Genomic DNA, 14,365 nt, shown 5'->3' with positions numbered 1-14,365 from the left:
TGGAGGGGTGCGAGGCCCGGCCGTCTGTACGAACTACCGAGCCTAGAGACTTCACGGGCCGGGCGGGAGGGGGCGTGTGGCGGTCGGCAGGTGCGCGGGTCGCGCTGCCGTTGCATTCCCACCGGCCGCCCGTTCATGCGCCGAGCCGGACGGGTCGGCCGAAGCCACACCCGCTCCGGCCCCCCGGGCGGTGCCGAGCGCGTCGTACGGAACGCCTCAGACGTATTCGGTCGGAAGGACCGGCTCCCCGCGCGACAGCTGGGTCGCCGACAGCGGGAGGCCGGCGCGCGCGGCCGTGTGCCGGTCGCGTACGACGTCGAGCGGCTCGCGGGCGATCACCTGGCCGCCCTTGACCAGCTGGACCTGCAGTTGCCGGTCGACGAGCTCCTGCGGGACCGGCCCGGTGCCGATCACCTCGGCCTCCGCGACGCCGTCCTCGTCGAGCCGCCGCGCGGCCCACTTGCGCCCCCCGATGGACGTCTTTCCGCCGACCGACTTCTTCGCCACCGGCATCAGCGGAGCACTCGGGTCCGCCGACTCGGCGCGGGCGACCAGCTTGTAGACCATCGAGCAGGTCGGATGGCCGGAACCCGTCACCAGCTGGGTGCCGACGCCGTACGCGTCCACAGGCGCCGCCCGCAGCGAGGCGATGGCGTACTCGTCCAGGTCCGAGGTGACGACGATCTTGGTGTCGGTCGCGCCCAGTTCGTCCAGTTGCTGCCGCACCCGGTGGGCGACCAGCAGCAGATCGCCGGAGTCGATACGTACGGCGCCCAGTTCGGGGCCGGCGATGTCGACGGCGATGCGTACGGCCTCGGCGACGTCGTAGGTGTCCACGAGCAGCGTGGTGTTCCGGCCGAGCGAGTCCACCTGGGCCTGGAAGGCGTCCCGCTCGCTGTCGTGCAGCAGGGTGAACGCATGGGCGGACGTGCCGACCGTCGGGATGCCGTACCGGAAGCCGGCGGCCAGGTCGGAGGTGGTGGTGAAGCCTCCCACGTACGCGGCGCGCGCGGCGGCCACGGCGGCCAGCTCGTGGGTGCGCCGGGCGCCCATCTCGATCAGCGCCCGGCCGTCGGCGGCCGAGGACATACGGGAGGCCGCGGCGGCGACGGCGGAGTCGTGGTTGAGGATGGAGAGGATCACGGTCTCCAGGAGCACGCACTCCGCGAAGGAGCCCTCGACCCGCATGATCGGCGAGCCCGGGAAGTACACCTCGCCCTCGGGGTAGCCCCAGATGTCGCCGTCGAAGCGGTACTCGGCCAGCCAGTCCAGGGTGTCGCGGTCGACGATCCGGTTCTCCCGCAGAAAGCCGAGGACGTCCCCGTCGAAGCGGAAGTTCTCGACCGCGTCCAGGACACGCCCGGTGCCGGCCACCACGCCGTAGCGGCGGCCGTCCGGCAGCCGCCGGGTGAAGACCTCGAAGACGGAGCGCCGCTCGGCGCTGCCCGCCTGGAGGGCGGCCTGCAGCATCGTCAGCTCGTAGTGGTCGGTGAAGAGCGCCGTCGAGGGCACGTCCACCGGCAACCCAAGGTCCGCAGTGTTCATGAGCGTTGATCGTACTCCCATTTCGTCAGTCTGACGATTTGTGGTGGTGGTCGCGGTGTCCGTTTGCGCGGGGCCCCGGTCGAGGTGGCAGCATGGGCCGTGTGACGGCACCCGCACCCCTAGAGATCGAAAAGACCGAGTCGGCGGAGGAGGAGTTCGCCGTCCCCGAACCCGATGTCCCATGGGTGACGATCGTGCACAACGACCCGGTCAACCTCATGAGCTATGTGACGTACGTTTTCCAGACGTACTTCGGGTACACCAAGGACAAGGCCACCAAGCTCATGCTCGACGTCCACCACAAGGGCCGGGCGGTCGTCTCCAGCGGTACCCGCGAGGAGATGGAACGCGACGTGCAGGCCATGCACGGCTACGGTTTGTGGGCCACCCTCCAGCAGGACCGGAAGTAACGACCTCCCTGATGTCAGGACACTTCGAATCGCTCCCCGGCGGCGGTGCCGCCGTCGCCCTCGACAACGTCGAGATCTCCATCATCCGGTCGCTGGCCGTGCAGCTGCTCGAGCTCATCGGGCCGGGCCCCGCCGAGAACGCCCCCGACGACCCCCTCGCCGAGCTGTTCAACGAGGGCCCGAGCGAACCGCCCTCCGACCCCGTGCTGCGCCGGCTGCTCCCGGACGCGTACGGCGGGCCCGGCGGCGAGCCGGCCTCGCCCGAGGAGGCCGAGGAGCAGCACGCGCACTCCGCCGAGTTCCGCCGCTTCACCGAGAACGATCTGCGCGCCCGCAAGCGGGAGAACGCCCTCGCGGTGATCCGCTCGCTCGACGCGCTCACCTCGGCCAGCGAGGAGGGCGGCGTCCTCAAGCTGTCCCAGCAGGAGTCCGAGCAGTGGCTCGGCGCTCTGAACGACCTGCGCCTCGCGATCGGCTCGCGCCTCGAGGTCGTCGACGAGGACGACACCGATCACCTCTACCGGCTGCCGGACGAGGATCCGCGCAAGCCCATGGTGATGGCCTACCTTTGGCTCGGCGGGCTTCAGGAGACGCTGGTCACGACCCTGATGCCCTGAGCTCTCGGTCGGCCCGCCCGTCGCGCACGCGCGGCGGGTGCCGCCGGCCTGGACGACGCACCCGCCGGAGAATCGTTTCTCCTTGCTGTGTCGCCCGGTCTCAGCTCACGAGAGCCGTGATGCGGGAGGTCGCACCCGCACCGACGGCCTGCTTGGCGACCTTGCTCGCCAGGTCCTTGTTGAACCCGGTCCATCCTCGACGGGGCGTTAGCGGCTGCGAAGATCATGAGGCGAGTGAGTTGATCGAGAGCTGAGCCTCGGTCGCCGCCGCGGCGGGGGAGCCGGGTTCCGTGGGCGGCCGGAGGCCGGGACACGGCCCGTATTGCCGGGCTGGGCGCAGGCCGTGCAGCCGCCCGCCGGTCACCTGAACGTGTCCATGTGGTCGCTCAGAGGACACTCAAATCCGGATAACGATCGCGTCACCACCGCTGCCCCATTTGTCATCCTTGATGCCTCGTGGGTGTCACTGAGTGTGGCGCACCTCACACGCTGAGCGGTGGATCAACCTCACGGCGTGGTAGACCTTCACGACCGCTTGGCGGAGGACAGCACCCATGTCCGGCCGGGCGCGCCACCGAGTCGACGGACCGTCGGCCAGGCACACTCCAGCAAATCCGGGGGGGATCGGAACCCGATCCGAGGTCGCACGAGCGGCTCGGATCGGCATGGAGAAAGGCGCACCGACATGACCTCGTCCCAGGTCGACCAGGAGCACGACATCGGCAAGGCCGTGGGCGGCGAGGCCGCCGAGGAGGGATACCGGCGCGGTCTCAACAGCCGCCAGGTCCAGATGATCGCCATCGGCGGCGCGATCGGCACCGGGCTCTTCTACGGTTCGAGTGCCAGCATCGCGAAGATCGGGCCCAGCCTCATCGCGTGCTACGCGGCCGCCGGCATCGTGATCTTCTTCATCATGCGGGCCCTCGGGGAACTGCTCACCTATCGCCCGACATCGGGCAGCTTCGCCGACTACGCCCGGGAGTTCTTCGGCCCCTTCGCCGGGTTCGTCACCGGTTGGTCGTACTGGGCGCTGTGGATCACCGCGTGCATGTCCGAGGTCACGGCGGCCGGTCACTACATCAACTACTGGTGGCCCTCGGTGCCCGTCTGGTCCACCGCCGCCATCGCGCTGGCCGTGCTCTTCATCGCCAACCTGGTCTCGGTCAAGCTCTTCGGGGAGCTGGAGTTCTGGTTCTCCACCGTCAAGGTGACGGCGATCGTCGCCATGATCGGCATCGGCATCGGCATCCTCACCTTCGGCTTCTCCTCCGTCGGTGACACCGCCTCGGTCAGCCATCTGTGGTCGGACGGCGGGTTCGCCCCCAGCGGCACCTGGCAGGCCATGCTGGCCATGCAGGGCGTGATCTTCGCCTACCTGGGTGTCGAACTGGTGGGCATCACCGCCGGGGAGGCCGAGAACCCGAAGAGGACCCTCCGCCGGGCCATCAACACCCTTCCGGTCCGTATCGGCATCTTCTACGTCGGCTCGCTGATCGTCATCCTCTCCGTCTACAGCTGGACCAAGTACACCCCGGGTGTGAGCCCGTTCGTGCAGGTCTTCGGGGCCGTCGGCATCCCGGGCGCGGCCGGGATCATGAATTTCGTGGTGCTCACCGCCGCGCTGTCGTCCTGCAACTCGGGCATCTACTCCACCGGCCGGATGCTGCGCGGGCTGGCCCTCAGCGGAGAGGCCCCCGACACGGTGGCCAGGCTCAGCGGCCGGCAGCTGCCGCTGCCCGCGCTGGTGGTCTCGACGCTCGTCATGGGGCTCGGCGTGGTGGTCAACGTCCTCTCGCCGGACAAGGCGTTCGTCTACATCACCTCGGTCGCCACCTGCGCCGGGCTGTGGACCTGGATCATGATCCTCGCCGCTCATCTGCGCTACCGCTCCCGGGTCAGGGCCGGTCTCCTGCCGGCCTCCGACTTCCGGATGCCGGGCGCGCCGGTCACCAACTGGCTCGGCATCGCGGCCCTCGGCTTCGTCGTCGTCCTGATGGCGCTCAACGGTGACACCCGGCTCGGCCTGTACGTCTTCGGCGTCTGGTTCCTGCTGCTCGTCGTCGGCTACCTGGCCGCCGTCCGGCGCCGCCCGGCCGAGGTCGCGTAGCGGCCGGGCTGTATTACTGGTGGGCCGGCGCCGGCTGGACCTACGGTGGTCACCCGGGCTTCCTGGCCGCACCGCCGGCCGCCCGCCGCTCACGATGTCCGCGATATGGGCCGTCCTGTACCACTTTCCGGTACGGGGCGGCCCGTTCGCCGCTCGCCGCCGCTCCGCCTGACGCGCTGCGCGCGGACCCTGTCTGCTTATCCTGACCGTCATGCTGACCATCACCCAGGCCCTCGTCGACCAGATCGTCGCCCACGCGCGCAAGGACCACCCCGACGAGGCGTGCGGCGTGGTCGCGGGCCCGGTGGGCTCCGGCCGCCCCGAGCGCTTCATCCCGATGCTGAACGCGGCCCGCTCGCCCACGTTCTACGAGTTCGACTCCGGCGATCTGCTCAAGCTGTACCGGGACATGGACGACCGCGACGAGGAGCCGGTGGTCATCTACCACTCCCACACCGCGACCGAGGCGTACCCGTCCCGCACCGACATCTCGTACGCCAACGAGCCCGGCGCGCACTACGTCCTGGTCTCCACCGCCGACACGGACGACGCGGGCCCGTTCCAGTTCCGTTCGTTCCGGATTCTGGAGGGCGAGGTGACGGAAGAGGAGGTCACCGTGGTGGAGCACTACTGATCCCGCAATTCGGTCAGAATTCATCCATCATGTGAGATCACACTCCGGTCACCGGCACGGGAATCGATACGATGACCCCATGGTTTTCCACGACGTGAGCGAGAAGACGCCGGGCACGCTGCTCGTGGCGCGGCTGCACGTCGACCTGTGCAGGCTGAACAGCGCCTTTTGTTGACGCCGCCCTGTCGCCGACGGCCATGAGGGCCGCGGCACTCCGCCCCGCGTACCACCCGCTCTTGCGCCGCAGTGTGCCGTCCGTCCAGCCCTCGGCTCCGAGCTGGGGGCACCCCCCATCCAGACCTCTCCCGACAGGAGCCCCAAGCCATGGCCATCGAGGTCCGCATCCCCACCATCCTGCGCCAGTACACCGACGGTCAGAAGGCCGTCGAGGGCAACGGGGAGACCCTCGCCGAACTCTTCGCCGACCTCGAGACGCGTCACGCGGGCATCCAGGGCCGCATCGTCGACGAGGCCGCCGGCGGCGAGCTGCGCCGGTTCGTGAACGTCTACCTGAACGACGAGGACGTCCGCTTCCTCGACGGCATCAACACCAAGCTCGCCGACGGCGACAACGTGACGATCCTGCCGGCCGTGGCGGGAGGTTCCGCCGCGGCGCAGCCGCGGCCGGCCCGTGTGGTGGCCGGGCGGCGCTCCGGAACGGCCTGATCGCAGATGCGCTACGACTCTCCGCTCGCCGCGGTGGGCAACACCCCTCTGGTGCGCCTGCCGCGGCTCTCGCCGTCCGCCGACGTCCGTATCTGGGCCAAGCTGGAGGACCGCAACCCGACCGGCTCGGTCAAGGACCGCCCCGCGCTGCACATGATCGAGCAGGCGGAGAAGGACGGGCGGCTGACCCCGGGCTGCACGATCCTGGAGCCCACCTCGGGCAACACGGGCATCTCGCTGGCCATGGCGGCCAAGCTCAAGGGCTACCGCATGGTGTGCGTGATGCCCGAGAACACCTCCCAGGAGCGCCGGGACCTGCTGGGCATGTGGGGAGCCGAGATCATCTCCAGCCCGGCCGCCGGCGGCTCCAACACCGCGGTGCGCGTCGCCAAGGAACTGGCGGCCGAGCACCCGGACTGGGTGATGCTCTACCAGTACGGCAACCCGGACAACGCGGGCGCGCACTACGCCACGACCGGGCCCGAGATCCTCGCCGACCTTCCGTCCATCACGCACTTCGTGGCCGGTCTCGGCACCACCGGCACGCTCATGGGCGTGGGCCGCTATCTGCGCGAGAACAAGCCGGACGTGAAGATCGTCGCGGCCGAGCCGCGCTATGACGACCTGGTGTACGGCCTCAGGAACCTCGACGAGGGCTTCGTACCCGAGCTGTACGACGCCTCGGTGCTCACCACCCGCTTCTCGGTCGGCTCGGCGGACGCGGTGACCCGTACCCGTGAACTCCTGCAGCAGGAAGGCATCTTCGCCGGGGTCTCCACCGGTGCCGCCCTGCACGCGGCCATCGGGGTCGGCAACAAGGCGGTCAAGGCGGGCGAGAACGCCGACATCGTCTTCATCGTGGCCGACGGCGGCTGGAAGTACCTGTCGACGGGCGTCTACACGGCGGCGACGACGGAAGAGGCGATCGAGACGCTGCACGGTCAGCTGTGGGCATAGGGTTATCCCTATAGGGGTGACCGGGGGTTTCGCCCCCGGGACCCGCCTTCTCATCATCGCGCCAACCCCTGTCCATGGGTGCGCTAAGTGCCGCCTATGGAGGGGCAAAGATCTTCCTCCGGGACTGCCCGCTCTCTCCGCTCCGGGGCTACGTTCTGCCCGCATCCTGTCATGACCCGCTCACTGGGCCCTGTGGGGTGTTCAAGGTGTTCCAGGTGTCATGACCATGACCGTGTGTTCACCGTCGCTACGCGCGTCACGGCCTGCCACTCGCTCGTGAATCCCCACTTACGGCTGTGGCTCCGCGTTCGGCCCCACCCAGGCCGCCCGCGGCGCCGGCCTCAAACCGAGAGGCAGCACCCCCATGCGTGAGTCCCGCCCGAGCAAGCGGCGCCGGAGTCTGCGAAGACTCCTCACCGCCGCACTCCCCGCTCTCGCCCTCACCGTCGCCGGCCTCATGGCGGCCCCGTCCGCCGGCGCCCAGAGCGCCCCCGACACCGCACAGTCCACGCACTCGACCCGCGCCGCCCAGAACGCCAAGGCGCTGACCGACCCCAAGGCCCAGACCTTCCACTCCACCGGCAAGGCCGGTCAGAAGGTGCCGACACAGCACCTCTGCGGCACCCCGAGCGCCGGCCACGCCTCCTGCTTCGCCCAGCGGCGCACCGACATCAAGCAGCGGCTGTCCGCCGCGCTGGCCGCCGCACCCTCCGGCCTGAGCCCGGCCAACCTGCACAGCGCCTACAACCTGCCCTCCACCGGCGGCTCGGGCCTGACGGTCGCCGTGGTCGACGCCTACAACGACCCCAACGCCGCGTCGGACCTCGCGACCTACCGCTCGACCTACGGCCTGTCGGCGTGCACCAAGGCCAACGGCTGCTTCAAGCAGGTCAGCCAGACCGGCTCCACCACGTCGCTGCCCGCCAACGACTCCGGCTGGGCCGGTGAGGAGGCGCTCGACATCGACATGGTCAGCGCCGTCTGCCCCAACTGCAACATCATCCTGGTCGAGGCCAACTCGGCCTCCGACAGCGACCTGGGCATCGCGGAGAACGAGGCCGTCTCCCTCGGCGCGAAGTTCGTCTCCAACAGCTGGGGCGGCTCCGAGTCCTCCTCCCAGACCAGTGAGGACACCCAGTACTTCAAGCACCCGGGTGTCGCCATCACGGTCTCCTCGGGCGACTCCGCCTACGGCGCCGAGTACCCGGCGACCTCCCAGTACGTGACCGCGGTCGGCGGCACCGCGCTGACGACGTCCTCCAACTCCCGTGGCTGGACCGAGTCGGTGTGGAAGACCAACAGCACCGAGGGCACCGGCTCCGGCTGCTCCGCCTACGACCCGAAGCCCTCCTGGCAGACCGACACCGGCTGCTCCCGGCGCATGGAGGCCGATGTCTCCGCCGTCGCCGACCCGGCCACCGGTGTGGCGGTCTACGACACCTACGGCGGCTCCGGCTGGGCGGTCTACGGCGGCACCAGTGCCTCCTCGCCGATCGTCGCCGGCGTCTACGCCCTCGCGGGCACCCCGGGAGCCAGTGACTACCCGGCGAAGTACCCGTACTCCCACACCTCCAACCTGTACGACGTCACCACCGGCAACAACGGCAGCTGCTCGCCCTCGTACTTCTGCACCGCCACCACCGGCTACGACGGCCCGACCGGCTGGGGCACCCCCAACGGCACCGCCGCCTTCACCGCCGGCAGCAGCAGCGGCAACACCGTGACCGTCACCAGCCCGGGCAGCCAGTCGACCACCACCGGCGGCTCGGTCAGCCTGCAGATCCACGCGACCGACAGCGCGGGTGCGGCCCTCACCTACAGCGCCACCGGTCTGCCGACGGGCCTGTCGATCAACAGCTCGACCGGCCTGATCTCCGGCACCGCCTCCACCGCGGGCACCTACAACGTGACCGTCACCGCCCAGGACTCCACGGGCGCCTCCGGCTCGGCCTCCTTCAGCTGGACGGTCGGCTCCTCCGGCGGCACCTGCTCCTCGGCACAGCTGCTCGGGAACGCGGGCTTCGAGTCCGGCAACACCACCTGGACCGCCACCAGCGGGGTCATCACCAACGACACCGGTGAGGCCGCGCACACCGGTTCGTACAAGGCCTGGCTCGACGGATACGGAATCTCGCACACCGACACGCTGTCCCAGTCGGTGACGATCCCGTCCGGCTGCAAGGCGACGTTCACCTTCTACCTGCACATCGACACGGCGGAGACCACCACCAGCACCCAGTACGACAAGCTGACGGTGACCGCCGGGTCGACCACGCTGGCGACGTACTCGAACCTCAACAAGGCCTCTGGATACACCCAGAAGTCCTTCGACCTCTCCTCGTTCGCGGGATCCACGGTCACCCTCAAGTTCAGCGGCGTGGAGGACTCCTCGCTGCAGACCAGCTTCGTCGTCGACGACACCGCCCTGACGACCAGCTGACGCACCTGTGCGCAAAGGGCCCCGGCCGTGTGTGCGGCCGGGGCCCGGTGGCGCTCGGCCAGGGATCCTGATGGGCTGGAGAAACGTCACACCAGCGGCAGGGCACAGGACAATGGACGAGGCACAGGAAGGCGGCCGCCCATGCGCCGTACGACGTTCCACAGGACCACCCTCGTCGCCGCCGCGGCAGCGGCGCTCCTCGTCGCGGGCTGCGGCAGCGGGGCCGGCGGCTCGGCCGCGGGCAGCGGGGCGTCGACCCCCTCGGGCCCGACACCGGCCTCGGCGTCCCCTTCCCCCTCCCTGTCGCCATCGGCACCGCCCTCCCCGGCCCCCACGGCGAGCGGGACGGTCTGTGCTCCGGAGGTACAGCTCACCGCGGCCGACACCGGCCGCACCGTATGCCTGACGCAGGGCGGACAGCTCCGCCTCACCCTGGACGGCACCCAGGACCGGCCGTGGACCACCGTGAAGGCCACCGGCGGCGCGATCCAGGCCACCAACGCCGGCATCGTCATCCAGCCCGGCGACGCCGTCGCCGCCTACAAAGCGGTGGCCCCGGGCACGGCGCGGCTCACCGCGACCCGCCCGCTGTGCGCCAAGCGCCCGGGCCAGGTGTCGTGCCTGGGCATCGAGCAGTGGACGGTCACGGTCACGGTGACCGAGCCATGAGAACGCGTCACGCGGACGACGCCACGAGGACCAACCATGAGGCCGATCACCCCGCCAGGTACCGCACCTGATCCCACAGTGCGGGGTCCACCACGCCCACCCGGCGCCGGAAATCCCACAGCGGAACGTCCCGCAGCTCGTCGGTCTCCAGGAAGCTGGGCCGGCCGTGGGCGTCGGCGACCGTCCCCGGCGGCAGCGGGATCACTCCCGCCCGCTCGTCGTGGTACCGGCTGGTGATCTTCGCGACGGTCGCGCTGCTCCCGTGCACCGTCAGCACCAGACACGGCCGTTCCTTGCCGCCCGGCCGGTCGTCGTACGGCACACTCGCCCACCAGATCTCGGCGGGCCGTGGATGCACCCCGGCGCGGCCCGGCGGACGCGTGGCCGCACGGCGACGGCGGTGCCCGCGCCCCCAGCCGTCCACCAGCGTCGCGACCAGCGCCAGCAGCACCACCGCCGCCAGCGCGAGCCACCAGGACGTGTCCATATGGATGACGGTACCGGCGCGTCCGGCGTGTCGCCCGCCCTTCACAACTGCCGCGCGCCCTACCGCGCCCCTCATGCGCCGTCGGTCCAGCCGAACCGGTGACACCACAGGTGAGTTCGCCCACAACGGCCCCTGGCGGAGGAGCGACCGGTCCTTTTGCGCCTTACGCTCGACGGACCGCACGACCCCCGTCACCGTCCACATCCCTGCCTTCTGCACTATCTGCCACGCGGAGGTTCCAGCTTTATGAAGCTCACCGTCGTCGGCTGCTCGGGGTCGTTTCCGTCCGCGGACTCGGCCTGCTCGAGCTACCTCGTCGAGGCCGACGGCTTCCGGCTGCTTCTCGACATGGGCAACGGCGCCCTGGGCGAGCTGCAGCGCCACTGCGGTCTCTACGACCTCGACGCGATCTTCCTCAGCCATCTCCACGCCGACCACTGCATCGACATGCTCGGGTACTTCGTCGCGCGCTACTACCGCCACGACGGCGGCCGCGCGGCACCCATCCCGGTCTACGGCCCCGAGGGCACCGAGCAGCGCCTCACCACTGCCTACGCCGACACCCCTTCGGCCTCCTCGATGAGCGAGGTCTTCGACTTCCACACGGTCAAGCCGGGCACGTTCGAGATCGGCCCCTTCACCGTCCACACGGAACGCGTCCGCCACCCCGTGGAGGCGTACGGCATCCGGGTCGAGCACGGCGGCAGGTCGCTCACGTACTCCGGCGACACCGGCGTGAGCGAGGCGCTGGACGAACTCGCCCGCGACACGGACCTGTTCCTGTGCGAGGCGGCGTTCACCTACGGCAAGGAGAACATCCCGGACCTCCACCTCAACGGCCGCGAGGCCGGCGAGGCGGCCGCCCGCGCCGGTGCCCGCCGCCTGATCCTGACCCACATCCCGCCGTGGACCGACCCGGAGATCAACCTGGCGGACGCCCGCGCGGTCTACAAGGGTCCGGTGGAGCTGGCGGTGCCGCGCGCCACGTACGAGGTCTAGCCCCGCCGCACGGGAAACCCCCGCACACGCCCGAAGGCCCCGGAACCGAAGAGGTTCCGGGGCCTTCGTGTCGCTCGTGAGGGGCTCACGCCTTGGTGAGGTCCTCGACCTCCTCCTCGGGCTCGCGGCCCGGGGTGGGGAGGTTGAACTTGGTGATCGCGAAGCGGAAGACGACGTAGTAGATCGCCGCGAACACCAGGCCGATCGGGATGATCAGCCATGGCTTGGTGGCCAGGTTCCAGTTGAGCCCGTAGTCGATGACGCCGGCGGAGAAGGTGAAGCCCGCGTGGACGCCGAGCGCCCAGGTGATCGCCATGGACAGGGCCGTGAGGACCGCGTGGATCGCGTACAGCACCGGGGCGATGAACATGAACGAGAACTCGATCGGCTCGGTCACACCGGTCACGAAGGAGGTCAGCGCCAGCGAGATCATCATGCCCATCACGGCCTTGCGGCGCTCGGGGCGGGCGGAGTGCGCGATGGCGATCGCCGCGGCCGGCAGACCGAACATCATGATCGGGAAGAAGCCCGACATGAACTGTCCGGCGGTCGGGTCACCGGCGAAGAAGCGGTTGAGGTCACCGTGGACGACCTGGCCGGCCGAGTTCTTGAAGTCACCGATCTGGAACCAGGAGACGGTGTTCACGAACTGGTGCATGCCGACCGGGATCAGCGCACGGTTGATCAGACCGAAGAGGCCCGCGCCCAGGGCGCCGAGACCGGTGATCCACTCACCGAAGTTCGAGATGCCCTCGCCGATCGGCTTCCAGATCAGGCCGAAGAAGACGCCGGCGAGCGTACCGACGAAGGCCATGATGATCGGCACCAGGCGACGGCCGTTGAAGAAGCCGAGCCAGTCCACCAGCTTGGTGCGGTGGAAGCGCTGCCACAGCACGGCGGACAGCAGACCCATGAGGATGCCACCGAGGACACCGGGGTTGTTGTAGGTCGCGGCTATGTCGGCGCCGGCCTGGACCTTCGCCTCGGTGACCGGGAAGGCCTTGAGTACGTTGCTGTAGACCAGGAAGCCGACCAGGGCGGCGAGCGCGGTCGAGCCGTCGGCCTTCTTCGCGAAACCGATCGCGACACCGATGCAGAAGAGCATCGGGAGGTTGTCGAAGATCGCGCCACCGGCTGTGGCGAACACCGCTGTGACCTTGTCGGGCAGGTTCAGCTTGTCGTGGATGTCCTGCTGCCCCAGCCGCAGCAGGATGCCCGCCGCCGGCAGCACGGCGATCGGGAGCTGAAGACTGCGGCCGACCTTCTGCAGGCCCTGGAACAGACCTGATCCCCGCTTCTTTGCGGGGGCCGCCGAGGTTGCGGTGGCGGTGCTCATAGTTCCTCCATGTACCGGGGCTGCCGGGGGACGGGAAGGGCGAAAAGGGGTGGACAGCACCCGCGTGGTCTACACCACTCACTGGTGTAGACCTGTTCTAGCACGGTGAAGGTGGGATAAGGAACCCATGGAATCCGTGGCCGTAAAAATGCGGCGAGTAGTGTCGCACTCGTCGCGAATCACCCGAAACGATAGCCCGAGGGGCGTATGTGACCAGAAGTCCGATCGGCGTGACGATCGCCACGTCACGCCGACGCCCCCCGCGTGCACCCCGGACAGCCGGATTGGCGGCGGTTCCCCAAGTGGTGTAGACCAGCCCAGGACGGTCGCGCCGTCGGGAACGCCAGTCTCGGGTTCGGACGACCAGACCGCTCGCGAAGTTGGGCCGACTGTGGGTTACTGCGACAAAGCGGTTCCGGATCAGGGAGAAAAGACATGGCCAGCAAGGCTGAGAAGATCGTTGCCGGGCTCGGTGGCATCGACAACATCGACGAGATCGAGGGCTGCATCACCCGGCTGCGCACCGAGGTCCACGACGCCTCGCTGGTCGACGAGGCCGCCCTGAAGGCCGCCGGCGCCCACGGCGTGGTCAAGATGGGGACCGCCATCCAGGTCGTCATCGGCACCGACGCGGACCCCATCGCCGCGGAGATCGAAGACATGATGTGAGCCACCCGCTCACACATCAGGGGCCCTTCCCACCGGGAAGCGGCCCCTGACCCATGTACGACTAGGCTCGGTCCCATGTCTCGCATCGACGGCCGCTCCCCCGAACAGCTCCGCCCCGTCACCATCGAACGCGGCTGGAGCAAGCACGCCGAGGGCTCCGTCCTCGTCTCCTTCGGCGACACCAAAGTCCTCTGTACCGCCTCCGTCACCGAAGGCGTCCCGCGCTGGCGCAAGGGCAGCGGAGAAGGGTGGGTCACCGCCGAGTACGCCATGCTGCCCCGCTCCACCAACACCCGCGGCGACCGCGAGGCCGTCAAGGGCAAGATCGGCGGCCGTACGCACGAGATCAGCCGGCTCATCGGCCGCTCCCTGCGCGCCGTCGTCGACTACAAGTCGCTCGGCGAGAACACCATCGTCCTCGACTGCGACGTCCTCCAGGCCGACGGCGGCACCCGCACCGCCGCGATCACCGGCGCCTACGTGGCACTCGCCGACGCGGTCGCGTGGGCCCAGCACAAGAAGCTCGTGAAGGCCGGCCGGCAGCCGCTGACCGGCACCGTCTCGGCCGTCTCCGTCGGCATCGTCGGCGGCGTCCCCCTCCTCGACCTCTGCTACGAGGAGGACGTACGCGCCGAGACCGACATGAACGTCGTCTGCACCGGCGACGGCCGCTTCGTCGAGGTGCAGGGCACCGCCGAGGCCACACCCTTCGACCGCAAGGAACTCAACGCCCTGCTCGACCTGGCGGTCGCGGGCTGCGACCAGCTCACCGCGATCCAGCGAGCGGTCCTCGAGGCAACCGCATAGCGCCGCCCGGCGTTTTCAGGGA

Annotated in this window: 15 protein-coding genes; 12 read left to right on the top strand and 3 right to left on the bottom strand. The window is 69.5% G+C overall.

Annotated features, from left to right (window positions below):
- Positions 1-216 precede the first annotated feature (216 nt).
- Entirely contained in the window at positions 217-1,545 is a 1,329-nt protein-coding gene (locus ABZ904_RS07550) for a nicotinate phosphoribosyltransferase (protein ID WP_360991492.1), read from the bottom strand.
- Between the two features lie 92 nt (positions 1,546-1,637).
- Between ABZ904_RS07550 and clpS the strand changes: the two genes are divergently transcribed.
- The 9 genes from clpS (at position 1,638) to ABZ904_RS07505 (ending at position 10,045) form a co-directional block, all read left to right on the top strand.
- A complete protein-coding gene (gene clpS / locus ABZ904_RS07545; RefSeq protein ID WP_359391611.1) occupies positions 1,638-1,955 on the top strand; it encodes an ATP-dependent Clp protease adapter ClpS in 318 nt (105 codons plus the stop codon).
- Between the two features lie 11 nt (positions 1,956-1,966).
- The gene (locus ABZ904_RS07540) at positions 1,967-2,572 is read left to right on the top strand and encodes a DUF2017 domain-containing protein (RefSeq protein WP_361821749.1); all 606 of its coding nucleotides are present in this window, start codon (positions 1,967-1,969) and stop codon (positions 2,570-2,572) included.
- A gap of 685 nt (positions 2,573-3,257) precedes the next feature.
- A complete protein-coding gene (locus ABZ904_RS07535) occupies positions 3,258-4,679 on the top strand; it encodes an amino acid permease (protein ID WP_361821746.1) in 1,422 nt (473 codons plus the stop codon).
- A 211-nt stretch (positions 4,680-4,890) separates the two neighbouring features.
- Positions 4,891-5,313 (top strand): M67 family metallopeptidase, encoded by a 423-nt coding sequence (locus tag ABZ904_RS07530; RefSeq protein WP_359391608.1) that lies wholly within the window; start codon positions 4,891-4,893, stop codon positions 5,311-5,313.
- Positions 5,314-5,392: 79 nt separating this feature from the next.
- A complete protein-coding gene (locus ABZ904_RS07525) occupies positions 5,393-5,488 on the top strand; it encodes a putative leader peptide (protein WP_359391607.1) in 96 nt (31 codons plus the stop codon).
- A 149-nt stretch (positions 5,489-5,637) separates the two neighbouring features.
- Positions 5,638-5,979: a MoaD/ThiS family protein gene (locus ABZ904_RS07520; RefSeq protein WP_360991502.1), complete on the top strand. Its 342-nt coding sequence runs from the start codon at positions 5,638-5,640 to the stop codon at positions 5,977-5,979.
- Between the two features lie 6 nt (positions 5,980-5,985).
- Positions 5,986-6,936 (top strand): cysteine synthase, encoded by a 951-nt coding sequence (locus ABZ904_RS07515; RefSeq protein WP_359391605.1) that lies wholly within the window; start codon positions 5,986-5,988, stop codon positions 6,934-6,936.
- 364 nt (positions 6,937-7,300) lie between these two features.
- Positions 7,301-9,376, top strand: a complete 2,076-nt coding sequence (locus tag ABZ904_RS07510) for a putative Ig domain-containing protein (RefSeq protein WP_361821742.1) — start codon at positions 7,301-7,303, stop codon at positions 9,374-9,376.
- Positions 9,377-9,517: 141 nt separating this feature from the next.
- Entirely contained in the window at positions 9,518-10,045 is a 528-nt protein-coding gene (locus ABZ904_RS07505) for a hypothetical protein (RefSeq protein ID WP_361821739.1), read from the top strand.
- 46 nt (positions 10,046-10,091) lie between these two features.
- Here ABZ904_RS07505 and ABZ904_RS07500 read toward each other — a convergent pair whose 3' ends face one another.
- Positions 10,092-10,532 (bottom strand): type II toxin-antitoxin system PemK/MazF family toxin, encoded by a 441-nt coding sequence (locus tag ABZ904_RS07500; RefSeq protein WP_359391602.1) that lies wholly within the window; start codon positions 10,530-10,532, stop codon positions 10,092-10,094.
- A 246-nt stretch (positions 10,533-10,778) separates the two neighbouring features.
- On the opposite strand from ABZ904_RS07500, the gene ABZ904_RS07495 reads away from it, so the two are divergent.
- Positions 10,779-11,531 (top strand): MBL fold metallo-hydrolase, encoded by a 753-nt coding sequence (locus ABZ904_RS07495; RefSeq protein WP_359391601.1) that lies wholly within the window; start codon positions 10,779-10,781, stop codon positions 11,529-11,531.
- 85 nt (positions 11,532-11,616) lie between these two features.
- Here the strand turns inward: ABZ904_RS07495 and ABZ904_RS07490 are convergent, their stop codons facing one another.
- The gene (locus ABZ904_RS07490) at positions 11,617-12,867 is read right to left on the bottom strand and encodes a PTS transporter subunit EIIC (protein ID WP_359391600.1); all 1,251 of its coding nucleotides are present in this window, start codon (positions 12,865-12,867) and stop codon (positions 11,617-11,619) included.
- Between the two features lie 435 nt (positions 12,868-13,302).
- On the opposite strand from ABZ904_RS07490, the gene ABZ904_RS07485 reads away from it, so the two are divergent.
- Together ABZ904_RS07485 and rph are read left to right on the top strand one after the other, a co-directional pair.
- Positions 13,303-13,536, top strand: coding sequence for a PTS glucose/sucrose transporter subunit IIB (locus ABZ904_RS07485; RefSeq protein ID WP_043440579.1), 234 nt, complete (start codon positions 13,303-13,305; stop codon positions 13,534-13,536).
- A gap of 75 nt (positions 13,537-13,611) precedes the next feature.
- Complete coding sequence (gene rph / locus ABZ904_RS07480) at positions 13,612-14,343, top strand: ribonuclease PH (protein WP_359391599.1); 732 nt, start codon at positions 13,612-13,614, stop codon at positions 14,341-14,343.
- Positions 14,344-14,365 lie beyond the last annotated feature (22 nt).

The organism is Streptomyces sp. NPDC046900, from assembly GCF_040644975.1.
In the GTDB taxonomy this organism is placed as follows: Bacteria; Actinomycetota; Actinomycetes; order Streptomycetales; family Streptomycetaceae; genus Streptomyces.
Note: the sequence above shows the minus strand (reverse complement) of the source record. Positions and strands in the feature narration are given on the sequence as shown.

What these genes read in the sequence shown, in the direction of transcription:
- ABZ904_RS07550 (WP_360991492.1), bottom strand. Translation starts at nt 1,545, where the DNA reads ATGAACACTGCGGACCTTGGGTTGCCGGTGGACGTGCCCTCGACGGCG.
- clpS (WP_359391611.1), top strand. Translation starts at nt 1,638, where the DNA reads ATGGGCCGTGTGACGGCACCCGCACCCCTAGAGATCGAAAAGACCGAG.
- ABZ904_RS07540 (WP_361821749.1), top strand. Translation starts at nt 1,967, where the DNA reads ATGTCAGGACACTTCGAATCGCTCCCCGGCGGCGGTGCCGCCGTCGCC.
- ABZ904_RS07535 (WP_361821746.1), top strand. Translation starts at nt 3,258, where the DNA reads ATGACCTCGTCCCAGGTCGACCAGGAGCACGACATCGGCAAGGCCGTG.
- ABZ904_RS07530 (WP_359391608.1), top strand. Translation starts at nt 4,891, where the DNA reads ATGCTGACCATCACCCAGGCCCTCGTCGACCAGATCGTCGCCCACGCG.
- ABZ904_RS07525 (WP_359391607.1), top strand. Translation starts at nt 5,393, where the DNA reads ATGGTTTTCCACGACGTGAGCGAGAAGACGCCGGGCACGCTGCTCGTG.
- ABZ904_RS07520 (WP_360991502.1), top strand. Translation starts at nt 5,638, where the DNA reads ATGGCCATCGAGGTCCGCATCCCCACCATCCTGCGCCAGTACACCGAC.
- ABZ904_RS07515 (WP_359391605.1), top strand. Translation starts at nt 5,986, where the DNA reads ATGCGCTACGACTCTCCGCTCGCCGCGGTGGGCAACACCCCTCTGGTG.
- ABZ904_RS07510 (WP_361821742.1), top strand. Translation starts at nt 7,301, where the DNA reads ATGCGTGAGTCCCGCCCGAGCAAGCGGCGCCGGAGTCTGCGAAGACTC.
- ABZ904_RS07505 (WP_361821739.1), top strand. Translation starts at nt 9,518, where the DNA reads ATGCGCCGTACGACGTTCCACAGGACCACCCTCGTCGCCGCCGCGGCA.
- ABZ904_RS07500 (WP_359391602.1), bottom strand. Translation starts at nt 10,532, where the DNA reads ATGGACACGTCCTGGTGGCTCGCGCTGGCGGCGGTGGTGCTGCTGGCG.
- ABZ904_RS07495 (WP_359391601.1), top strand. Translation starts at nt 10,779, where the DNA reads ATGAAGCTCACCGTCGTCGGCTGCTCGGGGTCGTTTCCGTCCGCGGAC.
- ABZ904_RS07490 (WP_359391600.1), bottom strand. Translation starts at nt 12,867, where the DNA reads ATGAGCACCGCCACCGCAACCTCGGCGGCCCCCGCAAAGAAGCGGGGA.
- ABZ904_RS07485 (WP_043440579.1), top strand. Translation starts at nt 13,303, where the DNA reads ATGGCCAGCAAGGCTGAGAAGATCGTTGCCGGGCTCGGTGGCATCGAC.
- rph (WP_359391599.1), top strand. Translation starts at nt 13,612, where the DNA reads ATGTCTCGCATCGACGGCCGCTCCCCCGAACAGCTCCGCCCCGTCACC.